This is a genomic window from Janthinobacterium sp. JF4, assembly GCF_059617925.1.
The window spans coordinates 1-14,539 of record NZ_JCAQAV010000025.1 but is presented as its reverse complement, the minus strand read 5'-3'; the positions used below and the strand labels follow the sequence as shown (position 1 = coordinate 14,539).

Here is a 14,539-nt window from a genome sequence, read left to right as displayed (position 1 = left end):
ATCGCGCCGCCAAAGCGGCACGGTAAACTTCCCCCCGGCGTCACTCGAACGGATTGGCCACCGACGTCACTTCAGGCGGCGGCAGTTGGTCGGGCAATTCCTGCTTTTCCAGCTGGGCCACCACATCGGCCAGCAGTTTTTGCAGCTGCTTGGCCAGGGCCAGGCCAGGCTTGTCCAGGGTCAGGTCGATGTCGCCGCTGATGCTGATGCGGTCGATCCGGTTTTCGATGCTCAGATTGCCAATTTCCAGCACATCGCTTTCATTGGCGTAGGGGACGAATTTTTTTGCGCACATGGGATTTCCTTTTTGACGGTCTTATTTCCTGGACTTGCTATTGATCTTCGGCAAACTCAGCATGCGCAGTTTTTGCTGGCGCGTCAGCGACGGTAACAGATCGATGCCTATCCTGTCTTCCAGTTGCGCAATGCTCAGCACTTCATATTGCTTGGTATCGACGTTTTCAATGAAGTAGGCGGCGCCGGCGCGCTGGCGCGGGCTGTACACGGCCTTGTACAGATGGCTGGGCACAATGACTCTTCCCACCTTGCGCAGGTTGCCGCCGATAAAAGCCGGTCCCGTGATCACATACAGGTCGCCCTCTTTCTTCGCCATCTTGCGCACGGCGCCCTCGATGCCGGCCCACACATAGCGGTTGTTGCGCGCGTCCTGCGGCACCATGTTGGCCAGGGTAAAGCTGTCGCGCTGGCTCTGGCGGTCCGGCATGTCGCCGTTCGGCGCCATGTGGCCACGGTCGAAGCCGCTGCGCGCATAGTCGGCCAGTTCGGCGCGCTGGGCGGCGGGCAGCTTGCGTTCGGCATGGAAGGAATTTTCGCGCGACAAGTCCTGCGCCGCTTCCAGGTTGTTCGCCGTCAGGTGTTCCGCCGACCACAGCGGCGTGCGCGTGATCCCCGAATGCATCACGCCAAACACGTTGTAGCACAGCTCTTTGGTCGCCACGTCCAGCTTGGGGTTGGTGATTTCCGGCTTGCGGCCATCCACGTAATGGGCAGGACAGGCATCGGCATGCGCCAGGTTCGCGGCAAAGGCGGAAGCCAGCAAGCCGCACGCCAGGGTCAGCCTGGCGATCGATCGTTGAATCATATTTCCCTCTGAAATCTTTGCAGGCCAGCATTCTAGCGGACGCCGGCCCTCAGCACCAACCGGCACAAACCTGGCGTGCGCGCCGCAAAACGGGCGGGCAGGCGGCCCTGCGCAAATAAAGGCCAACAGGCCGCGCACAGCGATTCATATCTGCTAAGATTGCCTTGATTCGTTCGCATCGACCATTCAAGATTTGGAGAGCATATGATCAAAAAAACCCTGCTGCTGATCGTTGTCGTCGTCGCCGCCATCCTCGGCTATGCCACCACCAAACCCGACACCTTCAGTGTCCAGCGCGAAATCACCATCAAGGCGCCGCCCGAGAAGATCGCCGCCCTGATCACGGACTTCCGCTTCTGGGCCGCCTGGTCGCCGTGGGAAAAGCTCGATCCGGCCATGCGCCGCACGTTTACAGGTCCGGCCAGTGGACTTGGCGCCCAGTATGCCTGGACGGGCAATGACAAGGTGGGTGCCGGCCGCATGGAAATCACGGAAGCGGCCCAGCCCGAGCGCACTGTCATCAAGCTGGACTTCCTCAAGCCGTTTGAAAGCCACAACACCACCACCTTTACCATGGCGCCCGAAGGCGACAGCACCAAGGTGAACTGGACCATGACAGGCCCCAGCCCTTACGTCAGCAAGGTCATGACGGTCTTCGTCAGCATGGACAGGATGATCGGCAAGGATTTCGAGAAGGGCTTGAACAACCTGAAGGCGGCAGCGGAGCGCTAAGCCGACGCGCGGCAAGCAGAAACGGGGCCAGCGCGGCCCTGTTTTAGTTGGCGCCGCCCCCTGAGGGACGGCCTGCTCAGAACTGCTCGATCCAGGCCGCCAGGTGGTCCGGCGTGAGCGCCGGTTCAGCCTGCACCACCTTGCCCTGCAAGCCCAGCTCCGTCTTATTGAGCTGCAAGGACCAGCCGCGCCGCGCCAGCCACAGCAAGCTGGCCAGCCAGAACGAGTGGATGGACGAGACGGGCGTGGTGGTCGGCGTTTCCAGGAATTCCGTCAACAGCCGGCCGTCGAGGAACAGCGCCGTGCCGCCGTGGTTTTGCAGCGCCGCGCCAAACACGGGCAGCAGCATGTCGATCGCCTGCGCCACGCCACGCCCCGGATACTCGCGCTCGAGCGTGTCGAGCTGCTGGCGCACGGCGGCGGCAAAAGCCGTGCCGCGGAAGGCTTCCGAACTGACCAGGTCGGCATAATCCATCAGCAGCCAGTCCGGCTCGGGCGGCGTGACGCCGGCCGTCAGGGCCGCCGACAAATACGCTTCCACGGGCAATTGCTGTTCCGGACCGGCCAGGCTGGCGCACAGGGCGTACAGGGTGCCGATGCGGTTGGCGACGGCTTGCCGCTGGCGCACCATCAGCTTTTCGCGCAGCAACTGGGCGTGCTCGTTGCGCAGCCGCGCCAGTTCCAGCGCCTGCTTCAATTCCATGCGCAGGGCCGCAATATCCCACGGCTTCTGGATGTAGCGGTGGATCTGCCCCTGGTTGACGGCTTCCACCGTGTGCTCCAGCTCGGAATACGCGGTGGTCAGAATGCGCACGATGTGCGGATGGCGGTCCCAGCAATACGACAGCAATTCGTTGCCGTAGGCGCCGGGCATGCGCTGGTCCGATACCAGCACGGCGATGCGGTCGGCCTGCTCGTCGAGGATGCGCTTGCCTTCCTCGACCGACGTGGCCGTCAACACGTCGGCCAGCGGCGCGATGGCGCGCTGGAAGTATTTGAGGGCGTTGGCCTCGTCATCGACATAGAGTATCGTCGGCAAGCCTTGCACCGGCTCACGCTGAGCCGGTAAACGCAGATTGGCGTCAATCATGCTCGTTCCTTATATGTACTGGAAAATTCAGGGTTACCGTGGTGGAAGTGCCAAACTCGGTGGCGATATCGAGGTTGCCGCCGAACGACTGCATCATGCGGTGGCAAAACACCATACCCCAGCCCTTGCCTTCGCCGCCGCCGGCACTGACGGGGTCGATCAACAGCTGTTCGACTATCTCGGGGGCGATGCCGGCGCCGTTGTCGCGCACCGCGATACGGCCGGCGTCGATACGGATGCCGATCGCCGGATGGGCTTGCTCGCCGGCCGAGCGCAAGGCGTTCGCCAGCACGGACGACAAGATCAGGGCGACGCAATTGGGCGACTCGGCAATGGAGAAATCGTCGCCCACGTCGACCGTGATGGCGGCGCGCTGGGCCGTGCTCAAGGGATAGCTGTCGAGCAAGGCGGTCAGCAACTGGTGGGCGCTGCCGGCGCGGCGTCCGCCCTGCATGCCCGGACCGGCGCTGGCCAGGCGCACCGTGTCGATAAAGCTGGCCAGGACAGACAGGCAATAGCGCGCATTGTCGTGCATCAAGGCGGCCGCTTCGCCGATCTCGGCCTGCGGTGCGGCGTCCGCCTGCGCGCGCCGCGCAATGCCGCGCGCAAAATTGGCGATGGCCGCCAGCGGCGTGTTCAATTCATGCGCAAGGAAGGCCAGCGATTCCTCTATCGCCACCAGGCCCTGGCGGCGCGCGGCGCGCTCGCGTCCCGTCTGCACGGCCAGCTGCAGCGCCGTTTGCATGGCGGCCAGGTCGAGCGGCTTTTCCAGCAGGCGGAACAGCGCGCCGCCGTTGATCAGTTCCAGCAGCACGTCCTTGTCCGCATAGGCGGTGACGAGCATGCAGACGATGTGCGGATAGCGCTGCGCCACTTCCTGCAGCAGCTCGCTGCCCAGGCGGTCCGGCATGCGGTAATCGGTGACGAGCACGTCGATCTGGCCCGCTTCGTCTTCCAGCAAGGCGAGCGCCGCGTCGACGCTCTGCGCCGTCAGCACGCGGTAGCGGGGCCCGACGGCGCGCTCGAAATACTTGCAGGCGAGCGCTTCATCGTCCACGTACAGCACGCTGGCGCGGCTATCGTTATCCATGCTAGCGGCCCTCCCAATCGGAGCGCTGCAGGTCGAAATTCATGCTGGCCCATTCGCCCAGCTCGCTTTCGGCGCTGAGGGTACCGCCGTGGCGCTCGATCACGCCATAGCTGATGCTCAGGCCCAGGCCCAGGCCCTGCCCCACTTCGCGCGTGGTAAAGAACGGTTCGAAGACGCGCGCCAGGTTTTCCGGGGCGATGCCGGGGCCGTTGTCGCGCACGCTGATGCGCAGGCGGTTGTCATCCCAGTGGGCCGTGATGCGGATCTCGAACGGCGGCGCATTGCCCTTGCGCATGGACAGCACGGCATTGCCCAGCAAGTTGATCAGCACGCCCACGATAGCCGCCTCGTCGCCGCGCACCAGGGTGTCGACCGGCAAGTCGTGGCTGATGCTGACATTTTTCGTTTCATGCCCCACCAGGCGGATGGCCGCGTCGAGCGCGCTGCGGAACTGGAAATGTCCCGTTTCCAGCTGGTTGCCGCTCTTGCGGTAGGCAAAGGTCTTCAAGTCCGACACGATGTGCTGCACGCGCAACATGCCCTGCTTGGCGTCGGCCAGACATTCGCTGACCAGCGCGCTTTGCCTGGCGGCCGGGTCTTCGATGGCCACCTCGATGGCCATCATGCAGAAATTCACGGGGTTGTTCACTTCATGCAACATGCCGGCGGCCAGAGTGCCGAGAGCGGCCATTTTTTCCTGCTGCAGCATCTGTCCCTTGATATCGGCCAGGCTTTTGTTGGTTTCTTCCAGCTGCGTATTCTTTTGCGCCACTTCCGCCTTCAGCTGAAACAACATGAAGCGGGCACGCTCATTGAAATAGGTAAACACGGCGCTGATGCTGGCCGACATGATGAGGAACAAACAGTTGACGACAAACGTGCCCGGCAAGTCGAAGCCACCCGCATGCCAGGCGCAGGCGGCCACGTACAGCAGGCATGAAATGGCGCCGAAGACCATGTTTTGCCACAAGCCGAAGGCCAGCACGATGCCCGACGAATAAATGGCCAGGGTCATGCCCACGTAATAGATCGAGGTGGCGCCTTCCGTGACGGCGATCATCCAGGCGATCATGATTTGCGGCAGGATCAGCCAGACAAAGGTCAAGCCCTGGATGCGGTCTTGCGCCCAGCGCGTGCGCATGGCCAGCACGACGCAAAAAATCAGCACCGATACAACGATGCGCGCACCGGTGAAGGCCGACTGCTTGTCCGGATACAGGGCCGAATCGAGGCCCATGCCCAGCAGGATCAGCACGATGCCCGTGTAGGCCCCGCCGCGGCTGAATTCCAGGCGGAAGTCGCGCAAAACGGCCGAGTAGCCGGCGTGCAGGCCTGGAGTATCCATCATCAAGGAATGCTCACTTCCGCAAACACATTCACGCCCGTGGCGTCGACATAGATCAGCGGATCCATGGCGTGCTCGGGCAGCAAGGCCGACAGGCCCGCTTCATTGCGATAGATCAAATGCCATTCCAGCAGATGCTCCATGCCGAACTTGCCCGGATTGTCCGCATGCACATTCGTGACGAGCAAGCGTCCACCCGGTCCCACGCGCGAAGCGAAATGCATCAGCAGGCGCGCGCACACCTTGTCGGACAGATAGTCGAACAGGCCGGCGCAATACACGGCGTCGAAACTGCCGGGCAAGCCAGTGATACCCGCGCCGTGGCGGCGCTTGAGCAGGTTATGCACGGAGTCGTGCACATAATCGATCTCGACCACGCGCCCCGTGCGCTGCATGATGCTGGTCAGGCGCGCGCGCGTCCAGTCCAGGGTCTCGCTGCTGAAGTCGACCAGCTCGAAGGCCAGCCACTGCGCATCGGGGCAGGTCTCGAGAAAGCGCTGCACCTCAATGGCCGGGCCGCAGCCCACGTTGAGCACTTTATACACACGCCCTGCCGCACGCGCCGCAGCCGCCTTCTGCGCCAAAAATTCCGTCAGGATATCGATGCGGTTGCGGTGCGCCGTCGCGACGGCCGCCTGCAGGAAGGCCGCATTGACGATCTGAAAATACGTGCTCGGGCCCTGGCGCGGATCGTCCAGCAACTGGTTGACCATCTGGTAATCGCCCGCGTAGCCGAGCGGTTTGGTAAACGTGCGGAAGACGAAGGGCGCGCGCAGTATCAACGGGTGCAAGGCCGCCTGGGCGAAGGCCCGATGGGCCGGCGCCCGCTCTTCCTCGACGAGCGACGCTTCCACCTCGAGCTGGCGCAGATACAGCTGGGTCTGCTCCATCAGCGGCAAGGCCAGTTCATCGAAGATATCGGGGCGCAGGCGGCCGTTTTCCTTGGGTAGCGAGTCCGACAAGTCGACCTGCTCGACCCAGCGCGCCACTTCCGACAAAAAGGCGCGCATTTCATTGACGACGATCTGGTAGTCGCGGCGGATGCGGAAGCGCTCGCCCCAGCCAGCGACAAAGGCGCTGGACTCTTTCGCCACGGCGCCCTTGACGACGACCACGTCGCTCAGCTCGCGCCACTCGTCGATCAGGGTCACGGAAACGATGGCGGTCAGGCCCGTGTTGACGCTGCTGATGACGACGGCCTTGCCCACGTAGGCGTTTTTCGCCCCCATGCGCACCGTCACGTCATTGAGCACCTCGCTGACCTGCACAATCGAATATGGGTTGTAGATTTCCATGACCAGCGAATTGCGCTGCAAGTTGAAAATCGTGCCGCGCACCGCCTCACCCTGGGTGTTGCGGAAACTGACGACTGGATCGATCTGCGATTGTGAATACACGATTGAGCATTATCAAGTTGCCCGGTTTCCGGCGCACCACGCTGGGCGCGCCGATTTCCAGGCGGGGTTAAGGCACGGCACACCGGTCGTCTGCCGCCGTGCCGGAGCGCCTCAAAGCGCGTCTGTCCGCTCTCTGATCGAGTGTACTATGGATGTGGCAGAACGGGCAATTGTTCCCGCTGGAACGACAGTCCGTGGCGCTGGCGCGCAACGCCCAACAAAACCCACGCCACCCACATGGAATGGGTGACGCCCATCAAAACCGTAGCGAGCGGAAGAGAGAGGTGGCTAAGAAGCGCAACCGTACGAAGGTACGGTGAGCATCGCAGGCCGCCTATATCGACGCGCAGTAGGTTTTGATCGGCGTTCTCAACCAGCCACAAACAAGGCCAGCGCGTGACGCAGCAACTGTGGCGTTTGCCCCGTCCAGCGCTTGAACGAGCGGCGGAAGTTGGTGGCATCATGAAAGCCAAGGTAGGCGGCCACGGCGTCGTTGTCGTAGCCATGCGCCTGGAACAGATAAATCGCCTTGTGCGCGCGCACCTGGTCCAGTTCGGCCTGGAAATGCGTGCCATGGCGCGCCAGATGGCGTTTCAGGGTGGCAGGACTGACGCCGAACTCCTGCGCCGTGCGCTCCAGCGTGGGCGCGCAACGAATGTTCGCCAGCAGGTAATCGTACAGCGCGCCGAGCAGGCTGGCGGCAGGCACGGGCGCCAGGTCCGCCGCGCGCAAGGCCAGCGCGGCCGCCGTGGCATTTCCGCGCGGCCAGGACTTGTCGAGCCAGCTGGAATCGATGAGCATGGCGTCGACCTGGCAATCGAAACGCAGCGCCTGGCCCAGGTGCACTTCATGCTGCTCCACATGACGGGGCCGCGCGCGGTTGAAGCAGAAGCGCCACGGCAAAGATGCGCCCGCCAGCCAGCGACACATGGCCGCCAGCGCCGTCATGTGCATTTCCACCAGAAACGGCAGCTGGCTGGGCGCGCCGAACGCATCGACCCAGTACAGCACGTGCATGTCGCCCGCTTCGCGCAAGCGCGGTTGCAGCAGCGGGCACAGCAAGGTATGAAAATCGCACAGGATGGTCAAGGCCTGGCGCAGATTCTGCGCCTGCAGCAAGGCGTGGCTGGCCGCGCCGTAATGGCCGGGCAGCATTTGCTGGCCCAGCATGAAGCTCGTGTCGGCACTGTCCAGGCCGCGCGCCACGTTGGCCAGCAATTGCAGGAATTGCGCGGCGCTGACCTGGCTTTCGGCGGACGGCAGCGCGCCGCCATCGAGGCCCGTGCCCTTGAGCAGCGGCGCCACAGCCAGTTCGCGGCTGCGCGCGTAATCGAGCACCAGCGCCGGCTGGTGATGGGCCGCGATGCTGGGGTCGCCCTGCTGATTCAGCGGCATCAGGCAGGCGCGGCGGTGCCGGCCCTGGGAATGGGACCGGCGCTGCGGCCCGGCGTTTCCACGGCCCGGCTCAGCTCGGCAAGCACTACTTCCGGCACCCCATCGGTGAGCGAGCACGCGTGCCGCAAGCTCAGGCGGATTTCGCGGTTGTCGTTGGCGTGATGGCGCATCTGCCCCACCATGGCGCACAGGTGGCGCGCCTTCACGGCAGCATCCTCGCGCGACACGCCCGGCATCAGCACGGCGAAGCGGTCGCCCGCATAGCGGCACAGCAAATCGTCATTGCGCAAGTTCAGCAGCAGCATGTGGCCCACGGCTTGCAGCACGCGGTCGCCTTCACGGTGGCCGTACTCGCGGTTGATCAGGTGAAAACTGTCGATGTCGAGCAAGACCAGCGCGCAATCGAGGCCGGGCCGGCGCTCCTGCTCCAGGCGCATCTGCGTGCGCAGGTAGCTGGCGTCGGCCAGCTGCGTGATGCGGTCGAAGGCGCGGTGGTCGCGGAACAGGCGTTCGCGCTTTTGCAGGTGTTCGTTCAGGCGGAACTGTTCCTGGCGCCAGTAATACATGCCGATCGTCAGCAGCAGCATGCCAAACGGAATCAGGCCTTCCAGCCAGTTATCCCACACGGCACTCTTATCGACGGCAAAAAATTCATCCAGGCAATCGGCCCAGGACCCCAGCATGATGGCGCACAGGCCGCCGGCGATCAGACTCGTTACCCGGCCGCGCGGACGGCTGCTAAGGGTAAACAAGAACCAGATGCCCGCCATGACGGCCGTGCCGCCTTCGCAGACGATATCCATCCACTTCCAGATGGCAAACGGTTTAAGCTGCCCCAGCGTGGTGTACAGGAACAAGAACAGGGGCAAGGCCAGCGCGGCGGCGATCAGGCTGTTACGGTGCAACGGCAGCATGTGGGGAACCTTTAAAAGTGGTGCTGTCGCCACGATAGCGCCTGCCCATGACGGCACGATGACATGCGCCGCGCCCGCGCGGCAGGTGCAAACGGCTCACCATTCGCATGCAGCCACACGCAATTCCGGCATGCCGCCCGCCATGCGCCCACAGCCGGCAGGTCATTTCAGCTCATGGCCTTGCCATTCCTGCAGGAAAGTGGCTGCAGGCCGTTGTTTTCAGGGTGACAAGCCCGGCCCTGTCACGCAACCGTCATATTTGCTGCCTAGAATCCGCCCGGTTCCTTACCCCTAACCGAGCTCTTCATGAAAACCATGCACACATCGTTCCCCTCCCCGCTGCGCCTGACGGCCCTGGCCCTCGGCATCACGGCCGTCTTCAGCGGCCACAGCCACGCGCAAGCGCAAGCGGCGGATGGCCAGCCGGCGGCCACCGTGGTCGTCAGCGGCCAGCGCGCCAGCCTGCGCAACGCCATCGCGGCGCAAGAGAAAGCCGACAACATCATCAGCGTCATCAGCAGCGACGATATCGGCGGCTTGCCCGATAAAAACGCGGCCGAGGCGCTGGCCCGCTTGCCGGGCGTGTCCGTGCAGCGCGACCAAGGCGAAGGCCGCTACATCACGGTGCGCGGCCTGGGCCCGGACCTGAATGCCGTCACCATCAACGGCGCGCTGGTGCCGTCGCCGGAAGCGGGCCGCCGCGCCGTGGCGCTCGACATCCTGCCTGCCGGCCTGATCCGCACGCTGGAAGTGTCGAAAACCTTGCTGCCGGAAATGGACGCCAATTCGCTGGGCGCCACCGTCGAAGTCAAATCGCTGTCCGCCTTCGACTTGCCGGGCAAGCTGCTGTCGGCCAACGTCGGCGCCAGCTACGACGAAAAGACGGGCAAGACCAGCCCCAGCGGCGGCGCCCTGTGGGCCCAGCGCTTCCTCGACGGCAAGCTGGGCGTGGCAGCCGGCCTGAGCGCGGAAAAGCGCTCGTTCGGTTCGGATGACGTGGAAACGGGCGGCGCCTGGAGCAAGGGCAAATTGTCAGGCTTGGAATTGCGCGACTACCTGCCCGTGCGCAAGCGCGGCGCCCTGGCCGTCAACCTCGATTACCGCCCCGAAGCGGGCAACAGCTGGTTCTTGCGCTCCTTCGTCAGCGAGTTTTCCGATGATGAAGTGCGCGACCGCCTGACCATCAGCAATATCGCGGGCGGCAGCCTGGCCGAAGGAGCCACGGCCAGCGCGCGCGCCGAGCGCCGCATCCGCCAGCGCAAGTACACGCAGCAAGTGCGCTCGCTGGTGCTGGGCACGCAGCAGAAATCGGGCGACTGGACGCTGGACGTGAAAGGCGGCCTGAGCCGCGCCACGGAAGACACGCCGGAATCCTTGAACGATGGCCGTTTCCGCGGCCTCAGCAATTTCGCCGGCATCCGTTTCACGGATACGCAAGAGCCGACATTGAGCGGCCCCGCCTCGCTGTACGATCCGGCCAGCTACGCGCTCAACGCCATCACCCTGCAAAAGCGCTACTCGAAGGACAATGAACACCACGCGCGCATCGACCTGGCGCGCAAGTTCGACATCGCCACCCTGAAATTCGGCGCCAAAGTCAGCCGCCGCGAAAAAACCAATGACACGGATCAATGGGCGTATAACAGCAGCAAGGCGTCGAGCGGCAATTACTGGGGCGCCGGCTCGACCTCGATGAGCAACTTCGTGCAAGGCCATAATCTCGACTATGACCTGGGCAACATCGGCGTGGCGCTGGACCCGTCTCTCATCCGCGCCCGCGTGGCGGGCCTGGACCGCGCCAAGGCACGCCTGGCTACCGAGTCCATCATCAACGACTACCGCATGCATGAAGACATCAACGCCATGTATGTGCAGAACAGCTACGACTTCGACGCCTGGCACATCCTCGGCGGCGTGCGCGCCGAACGCACCAGCTTTGAGGCAGCCGGCTCGCAGGTGGACAGCGCGGGCGTCGCCACGGCCTTGACGCGCGAACGTTCGTATACCAACTGGCTGCCGAACCTGCAAGCCCGTTATGACGTCGATCAAAAAACCAGCGTGCGGGCCGCCTGGACGCAAGCCGTCGTGCGCGCCAACTTCAGCCAGCTGGCGCCCGGCATCAGCCTGGCCAGCAACACGGAAGCCGTGATTGGCAACCCGGACTTGAAACCGCTGAAGGCGAACAACCTCGACCTGGGCATCGAGCGCGTGCTGGGCAATGACGGCGTGATGTCCGCCTACGGCTTCTACAAGGACATCAAGAATTTCACCTACACGACCAACCTGGCCGGCACGGGCCAGTGGGCCAGTTACACCTCGGCCACATCATATGCGAATGGCGACGCGGCCAAGGTGAAAGGCATCGAACTGGCCTACATGCAGCCGCTGCGCATGCTGCCGGCGCCGTTCAACAAGTTCCTCGTCGGCGTCAATGGCACCCTGAGCACGTCGAGCGCGCAAATCGGCCGCTTCGACAAGGCGACGAACAAACAGATGAACCGCGACATCCGCCTGCCAGGCCAGTCGAACCAGGTGATGAACTTGATGCTGGGCTATGAAACGGGCCCCGTCAGCGCCCGCCTGGCCCTCAACTACAAGTCGCCGTATCTGCTGGAAATGGGCAACGATATCCTCGATCAAAGCCAGGACCATATCGTCGCCGGCCAGAAGCAGCTCGATTTCTCGCTGTCGTACCAGATCAACAAACAGTTCCAGGTACTGTTCGAGGCGGCGAACCTGAACAACGAAAAATACTATGTCTACCAGGGCACGAAGCAATACAACGTGCAGAACGAACAATATGGCCGCACTTTCAAAGTGAGCCTGAAAGCCAGCGCCTTCTGATGATGATTTCTACTAACATGAAAAAAAACGTACTCTGCGGCGCCTTGCTGGCCGCCTTCTGCGCCACCGGTGCCGTCTTCGCCGCTCCCGCCAACACTTTGCCTTCCTTCACGCAGGAGGCCGAGGAACTGGCCCGCCTGCCCGGCGGCGGCTGGTTGACTTTGGACAAGCACGGCTTGCGCCTGTTCAATGCAAGCGGCCAGGAACAGGACCGCATCGCCGTGCGCGCCAAGCAGCTCGATGCGCGCAGCGATGGCAATCGCGTGCTGGCCGTGTTCCTGGAAGCGGACACGCAGCGCCCGCTGCCCGTCTCCGTCGATGTGCAGGCCGGCAAGCTGGTCAAGCTGGCGCCGTTTCCCGTCCCAACCTTTTCCGTGGAAGCGTCGTGCCTGTACCGCGACGCCCAGCGACTCGACCATCTGTTCTTGATCGGCAAGGATGGGCAAGCGGAACAGTGGGTGATGCAGGGCGAACAGCGCCGCCTGGTGCGCAAGCTGGCCTTGCCGCCGCACGCGAAACATTGCCGGGTCGACGATGGCGCCCAACGCCTGCTGGTGAGCGAGGCCAACATGGGCGTGTGGGCGTATGAGGCCGAGTCCGAAGGCATGGGCAAGCGCGAAGTGGTGGCCCTGCGCAAACCGTATGGCCAACTGGACGGCGGCGCCGGCGCGCTGGCCGTGCTGCCGGGCGGCGTGGCCGTGCTCGACGGCAAGGCGGACAAGCTGCACCTGTTTGCGCATGAAACCGGCAAATGGACGGCGCAGCCAGCCCAAGCGGTCGCCTTGAACGTGCGCAAGGGCGACAGTCAACTGGCCCTCGACGGAAATTCCTTGATGTTGCGCGGCAAGGACGGTTGGCAAGCGCGACCCTTGAAATGGAATGGCAAGGCGGAAACGCAGCCTGCGGTCGCCATCGTCGCGCCGCAAGCGCAAACGGAACCGATGGCGCGCCAGGGCGACGCGGCCGACGACCCGGCCATCTGGCTGTCCAGCAACCCTGCCAACGCGCGCATCCTCGGCACCAACAAAAAGCAAGGGTTGCTCGTCTACGACCTGCAAGGCAAGCAGACGCAGCTGCTGGAAGTGGGCCGCCTGAATAACGTCGACGTGCGCCAGAACATCAGTCTTGGCGGCAGCAAGGTCGACCTGGCCGTGGCCACCCAGCGCGATGACAACAGCATGATGCTGTTCACCATCAATGCCAGCGGCGAAGTGGCGGAAGCGGGCCGTTTTCCTACCGGCCTGAAAAGCATCTACGGCATGTGTTTGTACCAGCCCGCCAGCGGCGGCGTGCAAGCGTTCATTAACGACAAGGACGGCACTTTCCAGCAATACAGCATCGGCCTGGAAGGCAACAAGTTCAGCGCCACCCTCTTGCGCAGCTTCAAGGTTGCCACCCAACCGGAAGGCTGCGTGGCCGACGACGCCAACGCAAGATTGTTCCTGGGCGAGGAAACGCGCGGCGTGTGGACCACCTCGGCCGACGCCGCCAAGCCGGACACCCTCACGATGGTCTTGCCGGTGGGATCACACTTGAGCGCCGACGTGGAAGGCATGGCCATCTACCGCCAGCCTGGCGCCAAGCACGACACCGGCTACCTGATCGTCTCCAGCCAGGGCGACAGCAGCTACGTGGTGCTCGACGTGCAAGCGCCATACAAGGTGCGCGGGCGCTTCAAGGTAGGCTTCAACTTGCCCGCCGGCATAGACGGCACCTCGGAAACGGATGGCCTCGACGTCACGTCCGCCAACCTGGGCGGCGCGTATGCGCAAGGCATGCTGGTGATCCAGGACGGCTACAAGCGCTTGCCCGATGGGCCGCAAAATTTCAAATATGTGGCGTGGGGGGATGTGGCGAAGGCGTTGGGGCTGGAATAATCAGGCTGGGGCGGGGTCGGCTCCGCCGGAGGAATGCGCCTCAATGGGCGCATTCCAATCCCGAGGAGCCCCGCCCCGATACTATCTGCGCGGCATATCGATATGAAATGGCAGGCGCTTGCCGCACAAGTCCACCATGCCCGACACAAGCAGGCGCCGTGCCGACAATTCAATGATATTGACGGCCGACACCTCGCCATATTCCATCATATAGATACCCGATTCCTCTACCTCGGGATGCATATCCAGCATCCCGATCGCAAACGCTCGCCCCTGCCCGTCCGAAATGCGCAAGCCATGCAAGAAAAAGGCCGGCGGATACAGCGCCCACGACCATTCCGCATCCTCCGGCTCAGTCAAGCGCATAAACACATCGTCATCCCCATGGATATCAATATTGAGCTCCAGCATGCCGCTGTCATGAGCTTCCAGACTAATGCTTGATTTCGCTACATCCACTTCAAAATTGGTCTCGCCGATACTGAAAACAGTCATTCAATACTACTCCTGATGTACAAGCAAATATACGGCGCGACAGGCAGCAAGAAATGCAGGATTACCCTGTCTTCACCATATTCATTCAACTATTGTCAATGCGCACAGCAATGGCATTAAACTTTACGGTCTTTAATAATGTCAATGAATGCAAGAAAGGGCCGTTTATCCGCAAAACAGATAAAACTTGTAGTGTCCGCTTCCGCCCCAAAGCGGACCTGGCAACACTATTTTTAGCAGAAGTTTATAGAGCTTGGC

13 protein-coding genes are annotated in these 14,539 nt (G+C 63.0%); 4 read left to right on the top strand and 9 right to left on the bottom strand.

Annotated features, from left to right (window positions below; genetic code table 11):
* Nucleotides 1-40 precede the first annotated feature (40 nt).
* Complete coding sequence (locus AC54AF_RS17905; RefSeq protein ID WP_035819202.1) at nucleotides 41-295, bottom strand: nucleotidyltransferase family protein; 255 nt, start codon at nucleotides 293-295, stop codon at nucleotides 41-43.
* Nucleotides 296-316: 21 nt separating this feature from the next.
* Nucleotides 317-1,102 (bottom strand): DNA/RNA non-specific endonuclease, encoded by a 786-nt coding sequence (locus AC54AF_RS17900; protein ID WP_496637614.1) that lies wholly within the window; start codon nucleotides 1,100-1,102, stop codon nucleotides 317-319.
* A gap of 204 nt (nucleotides 1,103-1,306) precedes the next feature.
* On the opposite strand from AC54AF_RS17900, the gene AC54AF_RS17895 reads away from it, so the two are divergent.
* Complete coding sequence (locus tag AC54AF_RS17895) at nucleotides 1,307-1,834, top strand: SRPBCC family protein (protein WP_496637613.1); 528 nt, start codon at nucleotides 1,307-1,309, stop codon at nucleotides 1,832-1,834.
* A 76-nt stretch (nucleotides 1,835-1,910) separates the two neighbouring features.
* On the opposite strand, the gene AC54AF_RS17890 is transcribed toward AC54AF_RS17895, so the two are convergent.
* From AC54AF_RS17890 to AC54AF_RS17865, 6 genes are all read right to left on the bottom strand, one after another.
* Nucleotides 1,911-2,924, bottom strand: coding sequence for a response regulator (locus AC54AF_RS17890; RefSeq protein ID WP_496637612.1), 1,014 nt, complete (start codon nucleotides 2,922-2,924; stop codon nucleotides 1,911-1,913).
* Nucleotides 2,917-4,014, bottom strand: coding sequence for a hybrid sensor histidine kinase/response regulator (locus AC54AF_RS17885; RefSeq protein ID WP_496637611.1), 1,098 nt, complete (start codon nucleotides 4,012-4,014; stop codon nucleotides 2,917-2,919). Before AC54AF_RS17885 ends, AC54AF_RS17890 begins: the two co-directional genes overlap by 8 nt.
* Before the next feature lies 1 nt (nucleotide 4,015).
* Nucleotides 4,016-5,359: an ATP-binding protein gene (locus tag AC54AF_RS17880; protein ID WP_131686631.1), complete on the bottom strand. Its 1,344-nt coding sequence runs from the start codon at nucleotides 5,357-5,359 to the stop codon at nucleotides 4,016-4,018.
* 2 nt (nucleotides 5,360-5,361) lie between these two features.
* Nucleotides 5,362-6,756: a class I SAM-dependent methyltransferase gene (locus AC54AF_RS17875; protein ID WP_496637610.1), complete on the bottom strand. Its 1,395-nt coding sequence runs from the start codon at nucleotides 6,754-6,756 to the stop codon at nucleotides 5,362-5,364.
* A 369-nt stretch (nucleotides 6,757-7,125) separates the two neighbouring features.
* A complete protein-coding gene (locus AC54AF_RS17870) occupies nucleotides 7,126-8,151 on the bottom strand; it encodes an AraC family transcriptional regulator (protein ID WP_496637609.1) in 1,026 nt (341 codons plus the stop codon).
* Nucleotides 8,151-9,065, bottom strand: coding sequence for a GGDEF domain-containing protein (locus tag AC54AF_RS17865; RefSeq protein ID WP_496637608.1), 915 nt, complete (start codon nucleotides 9,063-9,065; stop codon nucleotides 8,151-8,153). The genes AC54AF_RS17870 and AC54AF_RS17865 overlap by 1 nt, the downstream gene beginning before the upstream one ends.
* A gap of 306 nt (nucleotides 9,066-9,371) precedes the next feature.
* On the opposite strand from AC54AF_RS17865, the gene AC54AF_RS17860 reads away from it, so the two are divergent.
* Nucleotides 9,372-11,909, top strand: a complete 2,538-nt coding sequence (locus AC54AF_RS17860) for a TonB-dependent receptor (RefSeq protein WP_496637607.1) — start codon at nucleotides 9,372-9,374, stop codon at nucleotides 11,907-11,909.
* A gap of 17 nt (nucleotides 11,910-11,926) precedes the next feature.
* Nucleotides 11,927-13,786, top strand: coding sequence for a phytase (locus tag AC54AF_RS17855; protein ID WP_496637606.1), 1,860 nt, complete (start codon nucleotides 11,927-11,929; stop codon nucleotides 13,784-13,786).
* 81 nt (nucleotides 13,787-13,867) lie between these two features.
* On the opposite strand, the gene AC54AF_RS17850 is transcribed toward AC54AF_RS17855, so the two are convergent.
* A complete protein-coding gene (locus tag AC54AF_RS17850; RefSeq protein ID WP_496637605.1) occupies nucleotides 13,868-14,281 on the bottom strand; it encodes a hypothetical protein in 414 nt (137 codons plus the stop codon).
* Between the two features lie 53 nt (nucleotides 14,282-14,334).
* Here AC54AF_RS17850 and AC54AF_RS17845 point away from each other — a divergent pair.
* On the top strand, nucleotides 14,335-14,539 hold a 205-nt coding region (locus AC54AF_RS17845; RefSeq protein ID WP_496637604.1), incomplete at its 3' end, for a hypothetical protein.

Bases quoted from the DNA above. Each gene is read 5' to 3' on its own strand.
- AC54AF_RS17905 (WP_035819202.1), bottom strand. From the start codon at position 295: ATGTGCGCAAAAAAATTCGTCCCCTACGCCAATGAAAGCGATGTGCTG.
- AC54AF_RS17890 (WP_496637612.1), bottom strand. From the start codon at position 2,924: ATGATTGACGCCAATCTGCGTTTACCGGCTCAGCGTGAGCCGGTGCAA.
- AC54AF_RS17860 (WP_496637607.1), top strand. From the start codon at position 9,372: ATGAAAACCATGCACACATCGTTCCCCTCCCCGCTGCGCCTGACGGCC.
- AC54AF_RS17870 (WP_496637609.1), bottom strand. From the start codon at position 8,151: ATGCCGCTGAATCAGCAGGGCGACCCCAGCATCGCGGCCCATCACCAG.
- AC54AF_RS17885 (WP_496637611.1), bottom strand. From the start codon at position 4,014: ATGGATAACGATAGCCGCGCCAGCGTGCTGTACGTGGACGATGAAGCG.
- AC54AF_RS17865 (WP_496637608.1), bottom strand. From the start codon at position 9,065: ATGCTGCCGTTGCACCGTAACAGCCTGATCGCCGCCGCGCTGGCCTTG.
- AC54AF_RS17880 (WP_131686631.1), bottom strand. From the start codon at position 5,359: ATGGATACTCCAGGCCTGCACGCCGGCTACTCGGCCGTTTTGCGCGAC.
- AC54AF_RS17855 (WP_496637606.1), top strand. From the start codon at position 11,927: ATGAAAAAAAACGTACTCTGCGGCGCCTTGCTGGCCGCCTTCTGCGCC.
- AC54AF_RS17900 (WP_496637614.1), bottom strand. From the start codon at position 1,102: ATGATTCAACGATCGATCGCCAGGCTGACCCTGGCGTGCGGCTTGCTG.
- AC54AF_RS17850 (WP_496637605.1), bottom strand. From the start codon at position 14,281: ATGACTGTTTTCAGTATCGGCGAGACCAATTTTGAAGTGGATGTAGCG.
- AC54AF_RS17895 (WP_496637613.1), top strand. From the start codon at position 1,307: ATGATCAAAAAAACCCTGCTGCTGATCGTTGTCGTCGTCGCCGCCATC.